Source organism: Ruegeria halocynthiae (genome assembly GCF_000743705.1).
Lineage (GTDB): Bacteria > Pseudomonadota > Alphaproteobacteria > Rhodobacterales > Rhodobacteraceae > Ruegeria > Ruegeria halocynthiae_B.
In genome coordinates this window covers 240,254-257,783 of the sequence record NZ_JQEZ01000002.1, presented here as the reverse complement: position 1 = coordinate 257,783, position 17,530 = coordinate 240,254, and the positions used below count along the sequence as shown (strand labels likewise).

At 58.7% G+C, this 17,530-nt stretch carries 19 protein-coding genes, 1 tRNA gene and 1 riboswitch; of the genes, 10 read left to right on the top strand and 10 right to left on the bottom strand.

Annotated features, from left to right (window positions below; translation table 11 throughout):
* Positions 1-3 precede the first annotated feature (3 nt).
* From cobW to JT51_RS07580, 3 genes are all read right to left on the bottom strand, one after another.
* Positions 4-1,059, bottom strand: coding sequence for a cobalamin biosynthesis protein CobW (gene cobW / locus JT51_RS07590; protein WP_037310297.1), 1,056 nt, complete (start codon positions 1,057-1,059; stop codon positions 4-6).
* On the bottom strand, positions 1,056-1,445 hold the full coding sequence (locus JT51_RS07585; protein ID WP_037310294.1) for a DUF1636 family protein: 390 nt from the start codon (positions 1,443-1,445) through the stop codon (positions 1,056-1,058). The genes cobW and JT51_RS07585 overlap by 4 nt, the downstream gene beginning before the upstream one ends.
* 82 nt (positions 1,446-1,527) lie before the next feature.
* Positions 1,528-1,737, bottom strand: a riboswitch (cobalamin riboswitch).
* A 72-nt stretch (positions 1,738-1,809) separates the two neighbouring features.
* Positions 1,810-2,694 carry a LysR substrate-binding domain-containing protein gene (locus JT51_RS07580; protein WP_037310291.1) on the bottom strand — a complete coding sequence of 295 codons (885 nt, stop codon included), beginning with the start codon at positions 2,692-2,694 and terminating at the stop codon, positions 1,810-1,812.
* A 101-nt stretch (positions 2,695-2,795) separates the two neighbouring features.
* On the opposite strand from JT51_RS07580, the gene JT51_RS07575 reads away from it, so the two are divergent.
* A complete protein-coding gene (locus JT51_RS07575) occupies positions 2,796-3,752 on the top strand; it encodes an NAD(P)-dependent oxidoreductase (RefSeq protein WP_037310288.1) in 957 nt (318 codons plus the stop codon).
* 43 nt (positions 3,753-3,795) lie between these two features.
* On the opposite strand, the gene JT51_RS07570 is transcribed toward JT51_RS07575, so the two are convergent.
* Positions 3,796-3,869: transfer RNA gene (locus tag JT51_RS07570), tRNA-Cys, on the bottom strand.
* A 3-nt stretch (positions 3,870-3,872) separates the two neighbouring features.
* A complete protein-coding gene (locus JT51_RS21755) occupies positions 3,873-4,061 on the bottom strand; it encodes a hypothetical protein (protein WP_152563316.1) in 189 nt (62 codons plus the stop codon).
* 34 nt (positions 4,062-4,095) lie between these two features.
* Between JT51_RS21755 and JT51_RS07565 the strand changes: the two genes are divergently transcribed.
* The 3 genes from JT51_RS07565 (at position 4,096) to JT51_RS07555 (ending at position 7,136) form a co-directional block, all read left to right on the top strand.
* Complete coding sequence (locus JT51_RS07565) at positions 4,096-4,749, top strand: protein-L-isoaspartate O-methyltransferase family protein (RefSeq protein WP_037311898.1); 654 nt, start codon at positions 4,096-4,098, stop codon at positions 4,747-4,749.
* A gap of 96 nt (positions 4,750-4,845) precedes the next feature.
* The gene (locus JT51_RS07560; RefSeq protein ID WP_037310286.1) at positions 4,846-6,264 is read left to right on the top strand and encodes a TolC family outer membrane protein; all 1,419 of its coding nucleotides are present in this window, start codon (positions 4,846-4,848) and stop codon (positions 6,262-6,264) included.
* A gap of 74 nt (positions 6,265-6,338) precedes the next feature.
* Positions 6,339-7,136 (top strand): hypothetical protein, encoded by a 798-nt coding sequence (locus JT51_RS07555; protein WP_037310282.1) that lies wholly within the window; start codon positions 6,339-6,341, stop codon positions 7,134-7,136.
* 3 nt (positions 7,137-7,139) lie between these two features.
* Here the strand turns inward: JT51_RS07555 and JT51_RS07550 are convergent, their stop codons facing one another.
* On the bottom strand, positions 7,140-8,597 hold the full coding sequence (locus JT51_RS07550; protein WP_037310279.1) for a cobyric acid synthase: 1,458 nt from the start codon (positions 8,595-8,597) through the stop codon (positions 7,140-7,142).
* A gap of 61 nt (positions 8,598-8,658) precedes the next feature.
* Here JT51_RS07550 and JT51_RS07545 point away from each other — a divergent pair, with 61 nt between their 5' ends.
* Positions 8,659-9,228, top strand: coding sequence for a hypothetical protein (locus tag JT51_RS07545; RefSeq protein WP_037310276.1), 570 nt, complete (start codon positions 8,659-8,661; stop codon positions 9,226-9,228).
* Between the two features lie 66 nt (positions 9,229-9,294).
* Here JT51_RS07545 and JT51_RS07540 read toward each other — a convergent pair whose 3' ends face one another.
* Complete coding sequence (locus JT51_RS07540; RefSeq protein ID WP_037310273.1) at positions 9,295-9,615, bottom strand: DUF6280 family protein; 321 nt, start codon at positions 9,613-9,615, stop codon at positions 9,295-9,297.
* Positions 9,616-9,834: 219 nt separating this feature from the next.
* Between JT51_RS07540 and efp the strand changes: the two genes are divergently transcribed.
* Positions 9,835-10,398: an elongation factor P gene (gene efp / locus JT51_RS07535; RefSeq protein ID WP_037310270.1), complete on the top strand. Its 564-nt coding sequence runs from the start codon at positions 9,835-9,837 to the stop codon at positions 10,396-10,398.
* 57 nt (positions 10,399-10,455) lie between these two features.
* Here the strand turns inward: efp and JT51_RS07530 are convergent, their stop codons facing one another.
* Both JT51_RS07530 and JT51_RS07525 read right to left on the bottom strand, forming a co-directional pair.
* Positions 10,456-11,400 (bottom strand): ABC transporter transmembrane domain-containing protein, encoded by a 945-nt coding sequence (locus JT51_RS07530; RefSeq protein WP_037310267.1) that lies wholly within the window; start codon positions 11,398-11,400, stop codon positions 10,456-10,458.
* A gap of 113 nt (positions 11,401-11,513) precedes the next feature.
* Positions 11,514-12,245, bottom strand: a complete 732-nt coding sequence (locus JT51_RS07525) for a YgfZ/GcvT domain-containing protein (protein ID WP_037311894.1) — start codon at positions 12,243-12,245, stop codon at positions 11,514-11,516.
* A 73-nt stretch (positions 12,246-12,318) separates the two neighbouring features.
* Between JT51_RS07525 and JT51_RS21455 the strand changes: the two genes are divergently transcribed.
* Positions 12,319-12,993: a TIGR04283 family arsenosugar biosynthesis glycosyltransferase gene (locus JT51_RS21455; RefSeq protein WP_081894635.1), complete on the top strand. Its 675-nt coding sequence runs from the start codon at positions 12,319-12,321 to the stop codon at positions 12,991-12,993.
* 840 nt (positions 12,994-13,833) lie between these two features.
* On the opposite strand, the gene JT51_RS07515 is transcribed toward JT51_RS21455, so the two are convergent.
* On the bottom strand, positions 13,834-14,703 hold the full coding sequence (locus tag JT51_RS07515; RefSeq protein WP_037310261.1) for a MurR/RpiR family transcriptional regulator: 870 nt from the start codon (positions 14,701-14,703) through the stop codon (positions 13,834-13,836).
* Between the two features lie 153 nt (positions 14,704-14,856).
* Here JT51_RS07515 and JT51_RS07510 point away from each other — a divergent pair, with 153 nt between their 5' ends.
* The 3 genes from JT51_RS07510 to JT51_RS07500 are packed head-to-tail and all read left to right on the top strand — an operon-like array spanning position 14,857 to position 17,509.
* The gene (locus JT51_RS07510) at positions 14,857-15,612 is read left to right on the top strand and encodes an N-formylglutamate amidohydrolase (RefSeq protein WP_037311891.1); all 756 of its coding nucleotides are present in this window, start codon (positions 14,857-14,859) and stop codon (positions 15,610-15,612) included.
* Complete coding sequence (locus JT51_RS07505; protein WP_037310258.1) at positions 15,609-16,193, top strand: TRAP transporter small permease subunit; 585 nt, start codon at positions 15,609-15,611, stop codon at positions 16,191-16,193. Before JT51_RS07510 ends, JT51_RS07505 begins: the two co-directional genes overlap by 4 nt.
* Positions 16,190-17,509 carry a TRAP transporter large permease gene (locus tag JT51_RS07500; RefSeq protein WP_037310256.1) on the top strand — a complete coding sequence of 440 codons (1,320 nt, stop codon included), beginning with the start codon at positions 16,190-16,192 and terminating at the stop codon, positions 17,507-17,509. Before JT51_RS07505 ends, JT51_RS07500 begins: the two co-directional genes overlap by 4 nt.
* The last annotated feature ends 21 nt before the right edge of the window (positions 17,510-17,530 follow it).

Below are 17,530 nucleotides of genomic sequence, written 5' to 3'. Positions count from 1 at the left end.
GGCTTACTCGGCGGCCTCGGTGACGCCCACGAGGATATCGCGGATTGCCCCCTCGCTGATGTCATCATGTTCGGCGATCACAACCAGACGCGAGCGGCGTTCTTCACCCGGTTCCCACGGGCGGTCGTACTGGTGACGCACGCGGGCACCAACGGCCTGCACCAGCAGGCGCATGGGTTTGCCCTGAACGGCGGCATAGCCTTTGACCCGCAGGATGTTCAACTCATTGGCCAGGCGTTCGATGTTGGCGACCAGATCGAGTGGATCGGTCTGTTCCGGCAGCTCGACGATGATGCTTTCGAAATCGTCATGTTCGTGGTCGTGGTGACCGTCGTGGTGCGACGGGCGGGCGTCCATGTCATCCTCGGCGGCGGCCTCAAGGCCCAGCACAACGCGCACATCCACTGCTCCTTCGGCGACCTCGACCACGGGCAGGGGGCGGGGTGCCTCGGCTGCGATGATCTCTTTGGCTTTTGCCACGCCTTCGGGGCCAGCCAGATCGGGCTTGGTCAGCAGGATAATATCAGCGCAGGAAATTTGATCCTCGAACACCTCGGACAGGGGCGTTTCGTGGTCGATGCTGTCATCTGCCAGGCGCTGGGCGTCCACGGCCTCGACATTCGGGGCAAAGCGACCGGCGGCGACGGCCTCGGCATCGGCCAGCGCTATCACGCCGTCGACGGTGATTTTCGAGCGGATATCAGGCCAGTCGAAGGCTTTCAGCAGGGGTTTGGGCAGGGCCAGGCCCGAAGTCTCGATCAGGATGTGATCCGGGCGCGGCTCCAGCGCCATCAGCGCTTCGATGGTGGGGATGAAATCGTCGGCTACGGTGCAGCAGATGCAGCCATTGGCCAGTTCCATGATGTTTTCCGCCGGGCAATCGGGGATGGCGCAGGATTTCAGGATGTCGCCATCGACGCCAACATCACCGAACTCGTTAACCACAACGGCCAGACGCTTGCCCTGCGGGTTCTGCATCAGGTGGCGCACCAGCGTGGTTTTGCCCGAGCCCAGAAAGCCGGTGATCACAGTAACGGGGAGTTTTTCAAGAGTGCTCATTTCAGGGTTCCAATCGGGGGAATACGGGCCGCGCAATTCTTGCGGAAATGTTCTGGGCGTTCGCGCCACTTCACCAAGCCGTCCTCGGCTGCAAGATACTTGGTGACGCCTTCGACGATGGTTTCGACATGGTCGGATTCGTTCAGGTTTTCGTAGACAAAAGTCCAGCGGGATGGCCCCCCGCGCAGGACGATGGAACAGCCCTGATCGCAATTCGACAGGCATTCCACAGCTTTCAGATTTACGCCGTCAGGCAATTCGGCCTGTTCCAGCGCTTCGTGCAACAAAGCGCCCGGGCGCTGCGCGTCGTCTTCGACAGGCAACCCACGGCGGCAAGTGGTGCAGACCAACAGGTCAACTGATGCGGTCTCGGTCACGTCTCTCATCCCCCAAATCCTTTTGCGGGGGACGGGGTTTCATGCGGGCCACGCAATTGCACATGGACCCGACACCGGAACACCCCGTCCGGTTTCTACTTCGGGTGCTGGCAGGTCTCCCGGCTTGCGGATGTCAGAGGTTACGCTCTGGCAGATGTCCCGCCTTCCCGGCCTTTTGGCCAGTGGCATTGGGCACCCTCTCCGGTCACGGTCGCGGGGGCGGCTGCGTTTGACGGAAGATCCGCTGACGCATTCCCTTTTCATCCATCAAAAGATGGACACCAACGCAGGGGACATGCGGCACGGGCAGGGGGCTTGTCAAGCACGAGAGGTCAGTTGAATTCTTCGGGGTCGGAAAAGCGACCAGCCAACGTCAGTCAGCGGCATTTTCCGCCAACCGATCACGTAACCAGGCGCAAAACAGCCCGGCTGCGGCGCTGGGTCGGGCCGCGCCCGGTGCACCGATCAGATAATGTGACTGGGCAAAGGGAATCGCAGGGCCCGCTATTGTGATCGGTGCGCCTTGGGCAATCGCATTGCGGGCAAACCGTTCGACAATTGTTGCATACCCCGCGCCAGCCATCACCAGTTGCAGCGCCGCAACCGTCGTATCCACGGAATGACGGGGCGAATGGTCCGGGGCGGCAATGCCATTGGCCTGAAAATAGCGCGCCCAGTTGTCCTCATACCCAAGGATATGAATCAGGGGACCGCCCTGCAGAACGTCTAGTGCAGGAACCCTGTCGCTGGCCCGGCAAACCGGCACCAGCCTTTCATCGGTCAATTTCTCCGAGGTCACCCCGGGCCAGTCGCCGTACCCCAACCGTATTTCGACATCCACATCATTGGGCGCGATGCTGTCATTCCATATATGCGAAACAAGGCGAACGGGAATGTCGGGGTGCTGCGCGGTAAAGTCGGGCAGGTGCGCGGCAATCCAATAGGTCGCCGTCGAAATCGCGGCCCTGATGGTCAGGGTCTGACGCGAGGCCGGTCCAAACAGGCTGTTCGTGCACAGTGCGATATCGCCAAGCGCGCGTCGAATCGTCAGGGAATAAGACTGCCCCAGTTCCGTCAGTTCAAGCCGCCGCGCGTTTCGTATGAACAGCTTTTGCCCCAACTCAGCCTCAAGCGACCGGATATGCAAAGACACCGCTGTCTGGGTCAGCCCCAGTTCCCGCGCGGTCGTAGTGAAATTCAGGTGCCGCGCGGCAGATTCGAAACTGCGCAACCATGAGGGATTAGGAAGTTGATCCATCTATCACCAAATAATTTTAGGTATAACGGGGCTTATTATTCATTTTGGTTCCCGAAACGCAACGTGGATACTTAGCCATGAACGGTCGAATGAGGTTTCAAATGAAAGTCGGATTTATCGGGTTGGGAAATGTCGGCGGAAAACTGTCCGGCTCGCTTTTGCGTAACGGCGTGGACCTGACGGTGCATGACCTTGACCCGGATCTTGTGGCCCGTTTTGTGGGGCAGGGCGCGAAAGGCGCGCAAAACCCGGCGCAGATGATGCGGGACTGCGATGCGGTGATCACCTGCCTGCCATCGCCCGCCGCCTCGGACGCGGTGATGCAGGACATGCTGCCCGAGGTCGGACCAGGCAAAATCTGGATGGAGATGTCGACAACAGACGAAGCCGAGGTCAAACGCCTTGGCGCCCTTGTTGTAGGGCGCGGGGGCGAGGCCGTGGATTGCCCGGTGTCCGGCGGCTGCCATCGGGCGGCCACCGGCAACATATCCATTTTTGCCGGGTGCGACCGGGCAACTTTTGAAAGGATTCTGCCCTTTTTGACCACAATGGGACGGCGTATCCTGCATACCGGCGATCTGGGGTCTGCTTCGGTCCTGAAGGTTCTGACCAACTATCTGGCAACGGCCAACCTGATCACCTGCGCCGAGGCTTTGGTCACCGCCAAGGCCGCCGGAATGGACCTGACCACGACCTATGAGGCGATCCGGATTTCTTCGGGCACCTCATTCGTGCATGAAACCGAAAGCCAGGTCATCCTGAACGGCTCGCGCGATATCTCATTCACGATGGACCTTGTGAAAAAGGACATCGGCCTGTTTCAAGAGGTCGCCGACCGCGCTGGCGTGCCGCTGGAAATGAACCCGGTGATGATCAAGATCTTTGACGATGCCATCGCGCGATACGGGGACAGAGAGCTGTCACCGAACATCATCAAGAGGTTAGAGGACGCCACCGGCCTGACCATCCAGGCCCCGGGTTTCCCATCCGAGATACAGGACGACGAACCCGAAGAACCCGGCTACGAAGTCGTTCCCTCGGACCGACAGGATCACTAATGCAGTCGGTATTGGTCTGAAAACAGTAGCTGGATCAGGGAAGTGGAGGCGAGTACCGGAATCGAACCGGTGTACACGGATTTGCAATCCGCTGCGTCACCACTCCGCCAACTCGCCTTTTCAAGTAAAATCAAATACTTGCTGTGGTGTGGCAGGCGTTTTAACACCTTTCTTCTGGGGCGTCCAGAGGGTTGCTGCCAAAATTCCGACCTGATCTTCATCTTGGGGCAGGGACCGGGCGAAATTCTTGCCAGCCGTCGAAAGTTTCAAAGCCTTGACCGTTGCTGGTCTCTTCAGGATGTGGCACAAGCTGGTCATCCTTGGGAATAAAATGAGCGATCCAATGACAGACTTCGCAACCCGGCGTCGCACGATGGTTGATACGCAGATCCGGCCCTCTGATGTGACGAAATTCCCCATTATCGACGCGATGTTGACCGTTCAGCGAGAGAATTTCGTGCCGAACGCACGACGCGAAGCGGCCTATGTCGAAGGGCTGATTGATCTTGGAGGGGGGCGATGCATTCTGGAACCCCGCACATTGGCGAAGATGCTGGATGAGCTGAATATTACCAACGACGAGGCCGTATTGGATATCGCCCCCGCGTTGGGGTATTCCACGGCGATTGCCGCGCATATGGCCCAGCTGGTGGTCGCTGTCGAAGAGGATGAGGTTCTGGCCGCGGAGGCGCAGACAGCCTTGATGGAAGCTGACGCCGATAATGCGATCGTGCATGTTGGGCCGCTTGATCAGGGGGCGACGGAACATGGGCCTTACGACGTGATCATGATTCAAGGCGGAGTTGAGCAGGTGCCCGAAACCCTGATCGCGCAGTTGAAGGATCATGGGCGCATTATCTGCCTTTTTGTCGAAGGTGCGCTTGGAACCGTCCGGATCGGGCGTAAATCGGGTGGCAGGGTGACCTGGCGTCGCGCATTTAATGCCAATGCGCCGATTTTGAAGGCATTTTCCAAAGAGTGTGCATTTTCGCTATAATTTCTTGGCAGATTATTCTGCTGCCTTGATTAGTTGAATGCAAACGCGCAAACTGCACTCAGGGCAGCGTAAATTTGGTTTGAGAAGGATTTTGTTATGGGTTCGATGGCGGGGAGGAAAGTCGTCAGAGCACTGGCACTGACTGCTGGTATGGCGCTTAGTATGGTGCCGGGACGTGCGGTTTGGGCCGACAATTTGACCGACGCATTTATTGGCGCTTACAACACTAGTGGTTTGCTGGAACAGAACCGCGCCCTGTTGCGCGCGGCTGACGAGGACGTCGCGATTGCATTGTCAGCGCTGCGTCCGATTATCAACTGGGCGGTGACCATCAGTCAGGATTACCGGCGCACAAATACCGGTGGCATTCGGAATACCGAGGAGCCAAGCAACTTTTTCACCGGTCTCACGCTGAGCCAATTGCTGTATGATGGCGGGGCTTCAGTCCTGGGCAAGCAGTCGGCGCAAGAAACGGTTCTTTCCACACGGCAGACGCTGATTGATATTGAACAGCAGATTCTGTTTCGGGCGGCGACCGCCTATCTTGGCGTTTTGCTGCAGGAAGAAACCGTAGCGATTCGGCAAAACAACGTGGAATTGTCTGCAGAAGAACTTCGGGCCTCGCAGGACCGCTTTGATGTGGGCGAAGTGACCCGTACGGACGTCGCGTTGTCCCAAGCGCAGCTTGCCAGCTCGCAAGCGGATTTGGCTGGCGCGCGTGGTGATCTGAGTACGGCGCAGGCCGAATATGTGAATGCCGTAGGCAAAGGTCCGGGACGAACAGCAGGCCAACCCAGCTTGCCGAATCTGCCGCGCTCGGAATCCGAGGCTGTCAGCCTGGCACAGCGCAACCACCCGGCAATTCAGTCAGCGCAGCATCAGGTACGTGCATTCGATCTGATCGTGCAGCAGCAGCGGGCCAATCTGGGTCCGAACGTCAGCCTGAATGCCAATGCGGGCGTGACGGAAAGTTATGACAACGATGACTACATCAATGACGCGCGGGTTTCGCTGAACTTCAACCAGCCCGTATATGCAGGTGGTCGGCTTGCCGCGAGCGTGCGCAGGGCGATGGCAACACGGGATGCATCGCGTGCCAACCTGCTGAACGTGCAGAAGAACATCACGCAAGGTGTGTCTGATGCCTATGTCCGTTTCCAATCCGCATCGGCCAGCTTAAGGGCGTCAACCGAACGGGTTCGCGCCTCGCAGGTTGCGTTTGACGGCATCCGCGAAGAGGCAACCCTGGGCGCTCGGACCACGCTAGACGTGCTGGCCGCACAGCAGGACCTTCTGGAAGCCCAGCTTGCCGAGGTTGTGTCGCGGACTGAACGGTCGTTGGCCGCGTATCAGCTGCTGCAGTCGCAGGGGCTGCTGACGGCCGAACGTCTGGGTCTGGCGGTTCAGATTTATGATCCGACCCTGTACTACAACCTGGTGAAGAAAGCGCCGGCTCAGATCAGCAAGCAAAGCAAGGATCTGGATCGCGTCCTCAAAGCATTGCGTCGCGACTAACAAGCGATACTACCTGTTGTGAGGTCGGAGTTGTTTAGCTACACTCAATCCTGAGGATAGAGCGGTAGAGAACAATGACGGATAAAGTCGTAAACGCTGGTATCGAGGACGTCTTGTCCTCGATCAAACGTCTGGTAGGCGAAGAGGGCCGGAAAGTACCCGATCTGATTTCGTCAACACCCAAGCGCAAACCAGGTAAGCTGGTTCTGACGGATGCCTTACGTGTCAGTAAGATAGCGGTGGGTGAAGAGAACAACCAAGCATCGGTAAATGATACGGGCTACCGTGCTGAAGACTCGGTCAAGCCGATGCTTCTGCGCGCCTGCGACATTGTTCGACACGAAGAACCCGCCAACGAAGAGCAGACGGAAACCGACCCTGAAAGCGATCTGGCGGATAGTCTGAGTTCGAAAATTGAGGCGCTCGAGGCTGCCATTGCCCGCACTGAGGATCAGTGGGAGCCGGATGGCGACAGCGATGACGCCTATTCGGGCACACCAACGACGTCGCGGGAATGGGGTGCGCAGCAAGAATTCGCCGAAGCCGACGTCAAGAATGCCGGTGAACCTAACGCCGACGTCAAAGGTACCGGTGAGCCAGAGGCCGAGGTTGAGGCAGAGCAAACAGAGCACGAAAATATGGCGATGTTTATCCGGGATCCTGATGTCTTTTCCCTTACAAGCGCCGAGCTACCTGACGATCAGGATCAACAGGTTTCTCTGAACATGGATGAGGGGGCACTGCGCGATTTGATCGCCCAAGTCGTCCGCGAAGAACTGCAGGGCGTATTGGGTGAACGTATCACCCGCAACGTTCGCAAGATGGTACGGCGAGAGATTTACCGGGCACTGGCGGAACAAAAGCTGGATTGATCTCTACGACCGGTTCGGGGCCTGCGCCGCCGCCAGAAGGCGATCCAGATCCATATGCTGTTCCAGATGATCCGCAAGCGCGTCCAGCGTCTCTTCAACGCCGTCCTCATAGGCCAGGTTCGACGTGGCCCCCAGCTGTTTCAAATAGTTGGCCCGGAACGCATCCGAGGCAAAGATACCGTGCAGATAGCTGCCGCGAATGCGGCCGGTTCGATCTGCGGCACCTTCTGGCCTGCCTTCGATTTCAAGCCACGCGCGGGCGCAATCCGCGCCTTCGGTGCGGCCCATGTGGATCTCATACCCTGTCACGGGGTCATGTCCTGGAACTGATCGCGCGGTGCGCAGGGTTACGTGCTTTTGGCCCTCCATCACGGTGTTGACGTCCAAAAGGCCCAACCCTTTGACCGTACCCGGGCGGCCATCCACGCCATCAGGGTCTGCAATGGTATTGCCAAGCATCTGATACCCACCGCACAGGCCCAGAACATGCCCACCCCGGCGCACATGGGCGTAAAGGTCGATATCCCATCCCTGCGCCCGGAAGTATGCCAGATCACCGATGGTGGATTTACTGCCGGGCAACAGCACAAGATCGGCATCACCGGGCAGGGGGCGACCGGCAGGTACAATCTCGACCGTGACGCCGGGTTCGGCTGATAGCGGATCCAGATCGTCAAAATTAGCCATCCGCTCCAGTTGCGGGACGACCACCTTGCAGGCCCCGCCGACATGAGAGCGGATGTCCATCATATCCTCGGCGGGCAGTTTCCAGGCGTCGTTAAACCACGGCACGACACCCATACAGGGCCAACCTGTGCGCGCGGCAATGTCATCGCGCCCTTCGCCAAACAGGGATACGTCGCCCTTGAACCGGTTGACGGCAAACCCCCGGATCATCGCCAGATCATCCTTGTCCAACACCGCCTGCGTGCCCACAAGCTGCGCGATCACACCGCCCCGGTGGATGTCTCCGACCAGAACCACAGGAACCCCAGCGGCGCAGGCAAAGCCCATATTGGCGATATCACCCTGGCGCAGGTTTGTCTCAGCTGGGCTACCTGCACCTTCGATCAATACCAGATCGGCATCGCCGCAGAGCCGGTCAAAGCTTTCAAGCGCGGCACCCAGAAGTTTGGATTTATCCTTGCGATAGTCGCCCGCCTTCATGGTACCCGCGCGCTGACCCTGCACGATGATCTGAGCACCTGTGTCTGTTTCAGGCTTCAGCAGGATCGGATTCATATCCGTATGCGTGGCCCGTTTGGCTGCGCGGGCCTGCAAGGCCTGCGCGCGCCCGATCTCGCCCCCGTTTTCGGTCACGGCTGCGTTGTTCGACATATTCTGCGGCTTGAACGGGGCCACTTTCAGCCCGCGGCGCGTATAAGCGCGCGCCAGCCCGGCCACCAAAACCGATTTACCGACATTGCTGCCGGTGCCCTGAATCATGATGGCGCGAACCATGGTCGTCTCCTATACGTTGGTACGCAGATGACCTGATTTGACGTCAAAGGGAAAGCCCCGGATGAACACGCCCGCGCATCTTTTGATCGGCGCCGCAGCTTTCGCGCGCCCCGCGCAGGGCCGCATCCTGTGGGCTGCTGTGATCGGCTCTCTTCTGCCCGATCTGTCGCTGTATGTCATGGCTGGCGTATCGCTGTACGTTCTGGGTATTCCGGCGCAGGTGGTGTTTGACCAACTTTATTTCTCACCGGCCTGGCAGACGGTGTTCGCCATCGACAACTCGTTCATTCTGTGGGGCAGTGCGCTGTTGGTCGGGCTGTGGCGGGGATGGCGGGTTTTGACAGTGGCCGCCTCAGCCGGGTTTTTGCATCTGGCGATGGATTTTATGCTGCATGCAGGTGACGGGCGACCGCAGTTCTGGCCGCTGAGCGATTGGGTGTTCGACAGTCCGATCAGCTATTGGGACAGCTCGCATCATGCCTTGTGGGTTGCGCCGGTGTCCGTGGCGATCTGTGCGGGGCTTTATGTGATTTTGTTGAACAGGGGGCTGTCCCTGTCTGCAAAGCTGTTCTTTGCCATGCTGCTGGGCGCAGAAATCTGGGTTGCCCGCCAATGGCTGCTGTTCTTTTGATAGGCCAAAAGAAAAACGCGCCCTGATTTGTAAGGGCGCGCTTTTTCCTTCAGAGGTCGCCTTGGATCAGGCGGCTTCTGCCTGTTGCGCTGCATTGCGGCGCTCGCTTTCTTCACGCGACAGCGCGACCGAGGTGCGCACGCCACGACCAACGAACTCCATCAGTCCGCTGACAACCCGTTCGTTCGGGTCGATGCCTGCACAAGACAGCACTTCGCGACCATCGCGCGAGCGTGCCCAGCGGGCGATCTGTTCCGGGCCATTGCCATATTTCTTGTCATCGGCAATAGCGTCATCAAGCGCAGCCAACACAACGGCTGCGAAAAGTTTACGCGCACGATTGCCTTGCTCGTTGTTAAAGGCAGTGCCGTCAACGAAATCTCTCATCTCGTCTTCCTTGTTGTTCTTGCTCTTGCAATTTTCGGCGTAGCGGCCCTTATGGCCTATAAAGTGCGATTCGGATACACTTAATATGCATAGTTGCGTTGCGTTACTTGCATGGCTCGCTGCAGGTGCAGCACTAGGTGTCGTTGTCTTGCCACGTCTCACCCCGCCAGATATAGGGTGCGCAACTGACGCATCAACCGTTTGTGAAGGATTTAAGTCATGCCCAAGATAAATGGGAACGAAATTCGCCCCGGCAATGTGCTTGAGCATAACGGCGGGCTGTGGGCCGCTGTCAAAGTTGATCACGTAAAGCCCGGTAAAGGCGGTGCTTTTGCGCAGGTCGAACTGCGCAACCTGCGCAACGGCTCAAAGTTGAACGAACGCTTCCGGTCTGCGGACAAGGTCGAGCGCGTGCGCCTTGAGCAGAAAGATCAGCAGTTCCTGTACGAATCCGATGGCATGTTGGTGTTCATGGATTCCGAGACCTATGAGCAGATCGAATTGCCCGTTGACCTGCTGGGTGAGCGTCGCCCGTTTCTGCAGGACGGCATGACCATTGTGGTCGAATTCTACGAAAGCGAAGCGTTGAACGCGACCGTGCCGCAGAAAGTGACCTGCAAGATCGTGGAAACCGAGCCGGTGGTCAAAGGGCAGACCGCTGCAAATTCATTCAAACCGGCCGTTCTGGACAATGGTGTAAAGGTCATGGTGCCGCCGTTTGTGGGCCAGGATGAGATGATCGTGGTGAACACCGAAACCATGGAATATTCCGAACGCGCCTAAGCCCGCGTTTGTTTGAAACCAGAAAAGACCGCGTTGGCATCGGCCACGCGGTCTTTTTTAATGCGTCCGCTTCGGGTGGCGATAGCGTTCGGGGTGGGGGCCGAACAGTTCCAGCATCAGCTCGTACTTGATGCGGTTGGCGCTGACCTGCCGGTAAAAGGCAATCAGAAAGGATGTTGGCCCCTGTATTCGGCTAAGGCCACTGGTGGCGGCAACCACAGTGCCGACATCCGTTCGGCCCTGCAGCACCAACCAGCCGCCCAGCATCAGTACGCCAACCGTTCCGGCCCCGTTTATCACGCTCAGCAGAAATTTGGCGGACAGCTTCCAGATGAACATTTTGCGCCGGGTGTTGTAGATATCATCGAACTGCGCCTCAACATCGCGCCCCACCGCATCAATGTCTTCGATCGTAAGCCTGTCGGTGGCGCTGCGCAGAATGCGCACACGTTCAGCCACATAGATGTTCACCTTGCGCTGCGACATCAGCACGATGACGATCTGCGGTACGATCATCGAAAGCGCGATCAGCCCCAGCCCCGGCTGGGTGGACGAGATATAGCCGATCACACTGATCAATGTGCCAATCTGCACCACCGGGTCGGAAAAGGCGCCGCCGGCAAATTTGCCCAATTCTTCGGCCTCGGCCGAAATGGCGGTGGTCATGGTGCCCTTACGCACTGTCTCACCGGTTTGATTCAGATCGGCCGCGCGCAGCAAAAGTCGCTGACGGATCAGGCGGATAATGTCCTCTCCCAATGTACCCGCGCGAAAGCCCAGCAACCATTTCAGGGCCAGGCTCAGCAGGATCACGGCCATCATGCCTGCGCCCAGATAGATCAGCCGCTCGGTTTCGATATTGTCCGAGGTCAGGTGATTGATGATATCGCGTTGAAATTCCAGCGGTACGGCTGCCAGCCCCGCGATGGCAATGGACAAGATAATGAGGATAATCTGCCGCCCGGCGCTGGCGCGCCAGATCGCTTTGTAAAGTCTAAGCATTTGCGCACCCGGGTTCCTGAACTGCCGCCAGTGTGGCAGCGCCGCCCGTCTTGTTCAAACACTGTGGCCCAGGTCCGGCGGACATCCGTGCCGGATTGGCAACATGTTGAGCATCAAACAGAAACGGTGGCTTCGGCGGCCTGCATCCCGTCTTTGGCGCGGTCAAACCGCAGATATGCGATCCCGTGGCCGTTGGCCTGGGTGAACAACGTGCCCACAGGTTTACCATCGGATGTGATCTGGGTGCCCACCGGGGCGTTACCATCGACCCGAACCGTGCGCAGACCTTTACGCAGATCGGTCTTGTGCTTCATCCGCGCGGTGACTTCCTGTCCGACATAACAGCCCTTTTTGAAATCGACGCCGTTCAGCACTTCGAACCCGGATTCAAGGATGTAACTGTCTGGGGTCAATTCGATCCCGGTTTCAGGGATACAGTGGCGGACGCGGATGGTATCCCAATCGGTGCCGTCATCAGCTTCGGCCCCGCTGCTATAGGCGCGCCACCCCATGTCCGGATGGCGCGGGTCGGGCAGGGCGCCGTCCGGCGCGGTGCCGGTGCCACGTTGCAGGTTCAGGTCGCTGTTTTCGATGCTGACATCGGCCCGCAGCTTATACATGCCCAACCGTTTGACCAGACCATCCGCCATATCTTCGGTCACGTCCAGCAGGACCGCATCACCGTCGCGTTTCAAAAAGAAATCCGCCAGATACTTGCCCTGAGGGGTCAGCAGGGCCGTATAGACCAGCCCATTTTCAAGGCCGTCCACATCGTTGGTCACCAGCCCCTGAAGAAAGCTGTCAGTGTCTGAACCACTTAGGCGCAGAATACGGCGATTGGGCATGGGGTGGTCCTCGTCATTTCCCTCGGCCCCGTGATATAGGAGTCCGCGTCGCCATGACCAGAGGATATCCGAATTGTCTGCACCAATCAGCATCGTAATTCCGACTCTGAACGCGGGTGAGGCGCTGCCTGCGGCCTTGCAGGCGTTGATGGAGGGGCTGCACAGCGGGTTGATCCGCGAGTTGATCGTCACGGATGGCGGATCGACCGACCAGACCCTTGAAATCGCCGATGCCGCCGGGGCGGGAATTGTGACCGGCACGCCGTCGCGCGGGGGGCAATTGCGACGCGGGTGCGCGATAGCCAAAGGCGAGTGGCTGCTGATCCTGCACGCCGACACCGTGTTGCAGGACGGTTGGACCAAAGAGGTCGGCGCACATCTTGCCACCGGTAAACCTGCTGCTTTCCGACTGCGCTTTGCGGCGAAAGGGTTCGGTCCCGCGTGGGTTGCGGGCTGGGCCAATCTGCGCAGCCGAATGTTTGGGCTTCCGTATGGCGATCAGGGGTTGCTGGTGCCGCGCCAGGCATATCAGCAGGCGGGCGGCTATCCTGATCAACCCCTGATGGAGGATGTGGCGCTGGTGCGTGCCTTGCCCCGCATCACTGTGCTGAGCGGGTGCGCAGTTACGAGTGCGGACCGCTATGCGCGGGCGGGTTGGATACGCCGGGGTGCGCGGAACCTGTGGACTCTGACGCGGTATTTTCTGGGCGCCGATCCTGAGCGGCTGGCGCAGGCGTATCGGCGCTGAGGGTTGCACGCAGTTCAACCAGGGATCGGCCCAACCGGAAGGGCGCGGCAAAGCTGACCAGGCAAAGGGCAACGATCTGCAACACCAGAATATGCGCGTTGGCCTGCAGATATTCCCATTCGTCTTTCAGTTTCCCAACCTGTTCGACCAGATCGTCATAACTTTGGGCCAGGATCAGATAGTCCCCGGCAATCGCGGGCACCTTTCGGCGCATGTTGTCGATAGCGGCCTGTGTCGCGTCGTCCAGCGTGGTGAATACAAGGAACTGGTCGATACTGAATGCATCGGCCTTGTCCGCCATGGCGCGCATGTCATCCTTTTCTTCTTTCGCCTCTCCGCCAAACAGGAAATGCAACCCTTGCAGGGGCGCAACCTCATTGGTTACCGCGATAAACAGTGGCAGGTCGGCGTTGCTGGCGGTTGAGGCCGACAGGAATTCGACCTTTTCGCACAGAACGGCGGTGTCCGGGTCATAGGCCGGATCGCAGAACCGCAGCCGGAACCGCGCCGCGTCGCGGTCAAAGGCCAGCGTCGCGGCATAGGCCACGTCGATCTGCCGGTCCAGCTGCGAACTGTCCGAGGTGTAAAGCCCGGCCAGAACCGCCACCAGCGCGCCGATACCACCCAGAACGACCCACAACAGATCGGCCAGCTTCCACGCCCTGTGCCCCGCAGGTTTGCGAAACAGAAATGCTGTGCCGATCGAACCGGTCAGAAAGAACAGGATCAGCAGAGGTAGCTGGTTTTCGGTCACAAATGTCATGGGTCTAAAGTGACGGCCCGCCTGCGCAGTGGCAACAGTCTTCACGGGCAGTTGTACCGCTCCGGCGGTAAAAGGCGTTACGATCCCGAGCTTTGGCCGAATTTACGGAACAGTTTTGTGCGGTCAAAGGCCTGTTCCAGCTCGGCTGTGCGGTCTTTGACCGAATCCCACAGGCGCTCCTGTACCTCGGCGATGATGCATTCCATCAGAACCAGAATAGAGGCCATCGAATCCCATGCGGACGGAACAGCGATACGCGCGGCGAACGTATGTCTGGCCAGCCGATGAATGGGCGAGCGCCACTGATCGGTGAACAACACGATCTCGGCCTCGCGTTCCTGACACAATTGCCCGATCAGCATCGTCGAGTTCTCATAGCGCCGCACATCCAGCGCGATCAGAACGTCATCCTTGCGGACATCCAGCAAGTCATGGGTCCACGATGCCGCAAAGGGCAGCATCCGGACATCGGGGCGGATCATTTGCAGGTGCAGATACAGGTATTGCGCCAGCGTGCCGGTAATGCGCCCACCGGTGATAAAGATGCGCCGGTCGGGATCACACAGCAGGGTACACAACCTGTCGAACTCGGCCGGGTCAACTTCGTCAATCGTGCGTTTCTGGTTGGCCAGCGTCTGCTGGGAATACCGGTTCAGGATATGTTCTTCGGGCAAGTCGTTCTGCCAGACGTCGCGTTTGGCCGCAGGCCCCGAGATCATCTCTTTGACCTCACGGCGCAGGGCGGCCTGAAATTGCGGGTAGCCGCCGAACCCGGTCTTCTGAAGCATCCGCGCGACGGTCGCGGTTGAAACCGAGGCCGTACTGGCCAGCTCGGTGATGCTGCCAAGGCCCGCCATAGGATAATCATCCAGCAGGACGCTGATTAGCTGCCTCTCAGACGGGGTCATTGCGTCCCGATGGGCAAGCAGCCTGTCCGTTACCCGCACTTTAGGTCCTCCTGCGTCAGAGTTCGCGTCTGGTGAAAATTTTTACAGCGCAATTGGGTCTGTTCGAATTTATACAGGAAAATTATTGACAGGTGAATGTGTCGTGTGGAAATTTTTACACACGTGTCATTTTCAGAATCGCAGGGCGGTATATTGGACTTCGGAACTGTCGTTCATACGGATACAGCGGAAGGCGCACCTTTGGTGCTGCTGGTGTGCGAACACGCCTCAAACCGCATTCCGGCGTTTCTGGGGGATATGGGGCTGACGGCCCAGGCGCGTGAAAGTCATATTGCCTGGGACCCCGGTGCGCTGGGCGTGGCGCAGCAGATGGCGGGGCGCATGTCCGCGCCGCTGGTCCATGGCGGCGTGTCGCGGATGGTCTACGACTGCAATCGCCCGCCCGAAGCCGCAGGCGCGATGCCAGCCCAAAGCGAAGAATACGACATCCCCGCCAATATGACGATCACGCCGGACGAACGTCAAAGCCGGGTCGATGGCATCTATACCCCTTTCACGCGGGCTGTATCGGACCAGATCGAAACGCACCGCCCGTCGCTGAAGCTGATGGTGACAGTGCACAGTTTCACCCCGGTCTACCATGGACGCCAGCGCTTGGTTGAACTGGGCATTCTGCATGGCCGCGACGATCAGTTCGCACTGGCAATGATGCAGGCCAAGCCTGCCGCATCGCGGTTCGTGACCCGCCTGAACGAGCCCTATTCGGCGGCAGACGGGGTGGCGCACACGCTGGACGCGCAGGCGGTGCCCAACGGGTTGCTGAACGTGATGATCGAGATCCGCAACGACCTGATCCGCACACCGGATCAGCAAAGCGCCATGGCCGAACATCTTGTGCCGTGGATCAACCGGACTCTGACCGGACTTCAGGAAAGGGGCGTGCTGTGATCAAGGCAATGGCGTCATATGTACGGGTTGTCGACGCGGTCAATTACCGGATTGGCCGGGTGATGATGTGGGGGTTGTTTGTGATGATGGGGGTGCTGCTATGGTCCTCGATCTCGAAAACCTTTTTCCTGCCGTCGCTGTGGACGCTGGAAATGGCGCAGTTTGCGATGGTGACCTATTACATCGTGGGTGGGCCGTATTCGATCCAGCTGGGATCGAATGTGCGGATGGATCTGTTCTATCACAACTGGAGCCCGCGCCGGAAAGCCTGGTTCGATGCCTTCACCGTGCTGCTGTTGATCCTGTATCTGGGCGTGCTGTTCTACGGTGGTTTGGGGTCAACGGCATATAGTCTGGGGTACTGGGGTGATGCACCCGTGTCCTACTTCGCCGGCCTGCTGACAGGCAGCGAGGAAATCGGACGGCTGGAGCGGTCCTCGACAGCGTGGCGGCCATATATCTGGCCGATCAAATCCATCATGGTGTTCGGCTTTTTCCTGATGCTGCTGCAGGCGATATCAGAGTTTTTCAAAGACATTGCCCGGATCAACGGGCAGGAAATCGGGGTAGAGCGGGCATGAGCCAGGAATTTATCGCCATCTTCATGTTCGCGCTGATGATGCTGATGCTGTTTACCGGCCAGCGTGTCTTTGGCGCAATTGGTGCTGTCGCGACCATTGCCGCACTGTCGCTTTGGGGGACCGGTGGGCAGGATATCCCGTTTTCGGCCGCTATGAAGCTGATGAAATGGTATCCGTTGCTGACGCTGCCGATGTTCATTTTCATGGGCTATGTCCTCAGCGAAAGCCGGTTGGCTGATGATCTGTATCGGATGTTTCATGTCTGGATGGGTCCGGTGAATGGCGGGCTGGCCATCGGAACCATCGGCCTGATGGTTCTGGTGTCGGCCATGAACGGTCTGAGCGTTGCGGGCATGGCCATCGGTGCAACCATTGCGTTGCCGGAACTGCTGCGGCGCGGCTATGACAAAACGATGGTGACCGGCGTCATTCAGGCTGGGTCCAGTTTGGGTATCCTCGTGCCGCCTTCGGTTGTGCTGGTGCTGTATGCGATGATCGCGCGGCAGCCGGTGGGACAGCTGTGGCTGGCCGGCATCGTTCCGGGCCTGCTGATGGCCAGCCTTTTCATCCTGTACATCTGGATCAGGTGCCGGATTCAGCCCGAATTGGGACCGGCGATGAAGGACGCGCACGAAGTGACGCGGGCTGAAAAGCTTCGGCTGCTGGGGGCGGGGGCGCTGCCGCTGATCATCTTTGCCGCGATGATGGTGCCGTTCGTGAATGGCTGGACCTCGCTGGTGGAAAGCTCGGCCATCGGGGCGTTGACCGCTTTGTTTGTGTCGGTCGTCAAACGCCGCATGACGTGGAAGATTTTTGAGGACTGCACCAAGCAGACTCTGGCGATTTCCTGTATGTTCATGTGGATCATTCTGGCCGCGCTGGGCTTTGGTGCGGTGTTCGACGGGCTGGGCGCGGTCAAGGCTATGGACAGCCTGTTCACGGAACAACTGGGCCTGTCGCCATGGATGATCCTGATTCTGATGCAGCTGAGCTTTATCGTCATGGGCACCTTTCTGGACGACACGGCAATGCTGGTCATCGTGGCCCCGCTGTATGTGCCGCTGGTGGGGGCGTTGGGCTTTGATCTGATCTGGTACGGAGTGCTGTACACGATCACCACGCAGATCGCCTATATGACGCCGCCGTTCGGCTACAACCTGTTTCTGATGCGCGCGATGGCCCCGCCCGAGATCACTTTGAAGGACATCTATGGCTCTATCGGTCCTTTTGTAGGTGTGATGGTTCTTGCGCTGATAATCATAATGGCATTCCCCGGGATCGCCTTGTGGTTACCCAGCTATGTCTATGGAAATTAACAAGAATGCCCATTGAAGAGG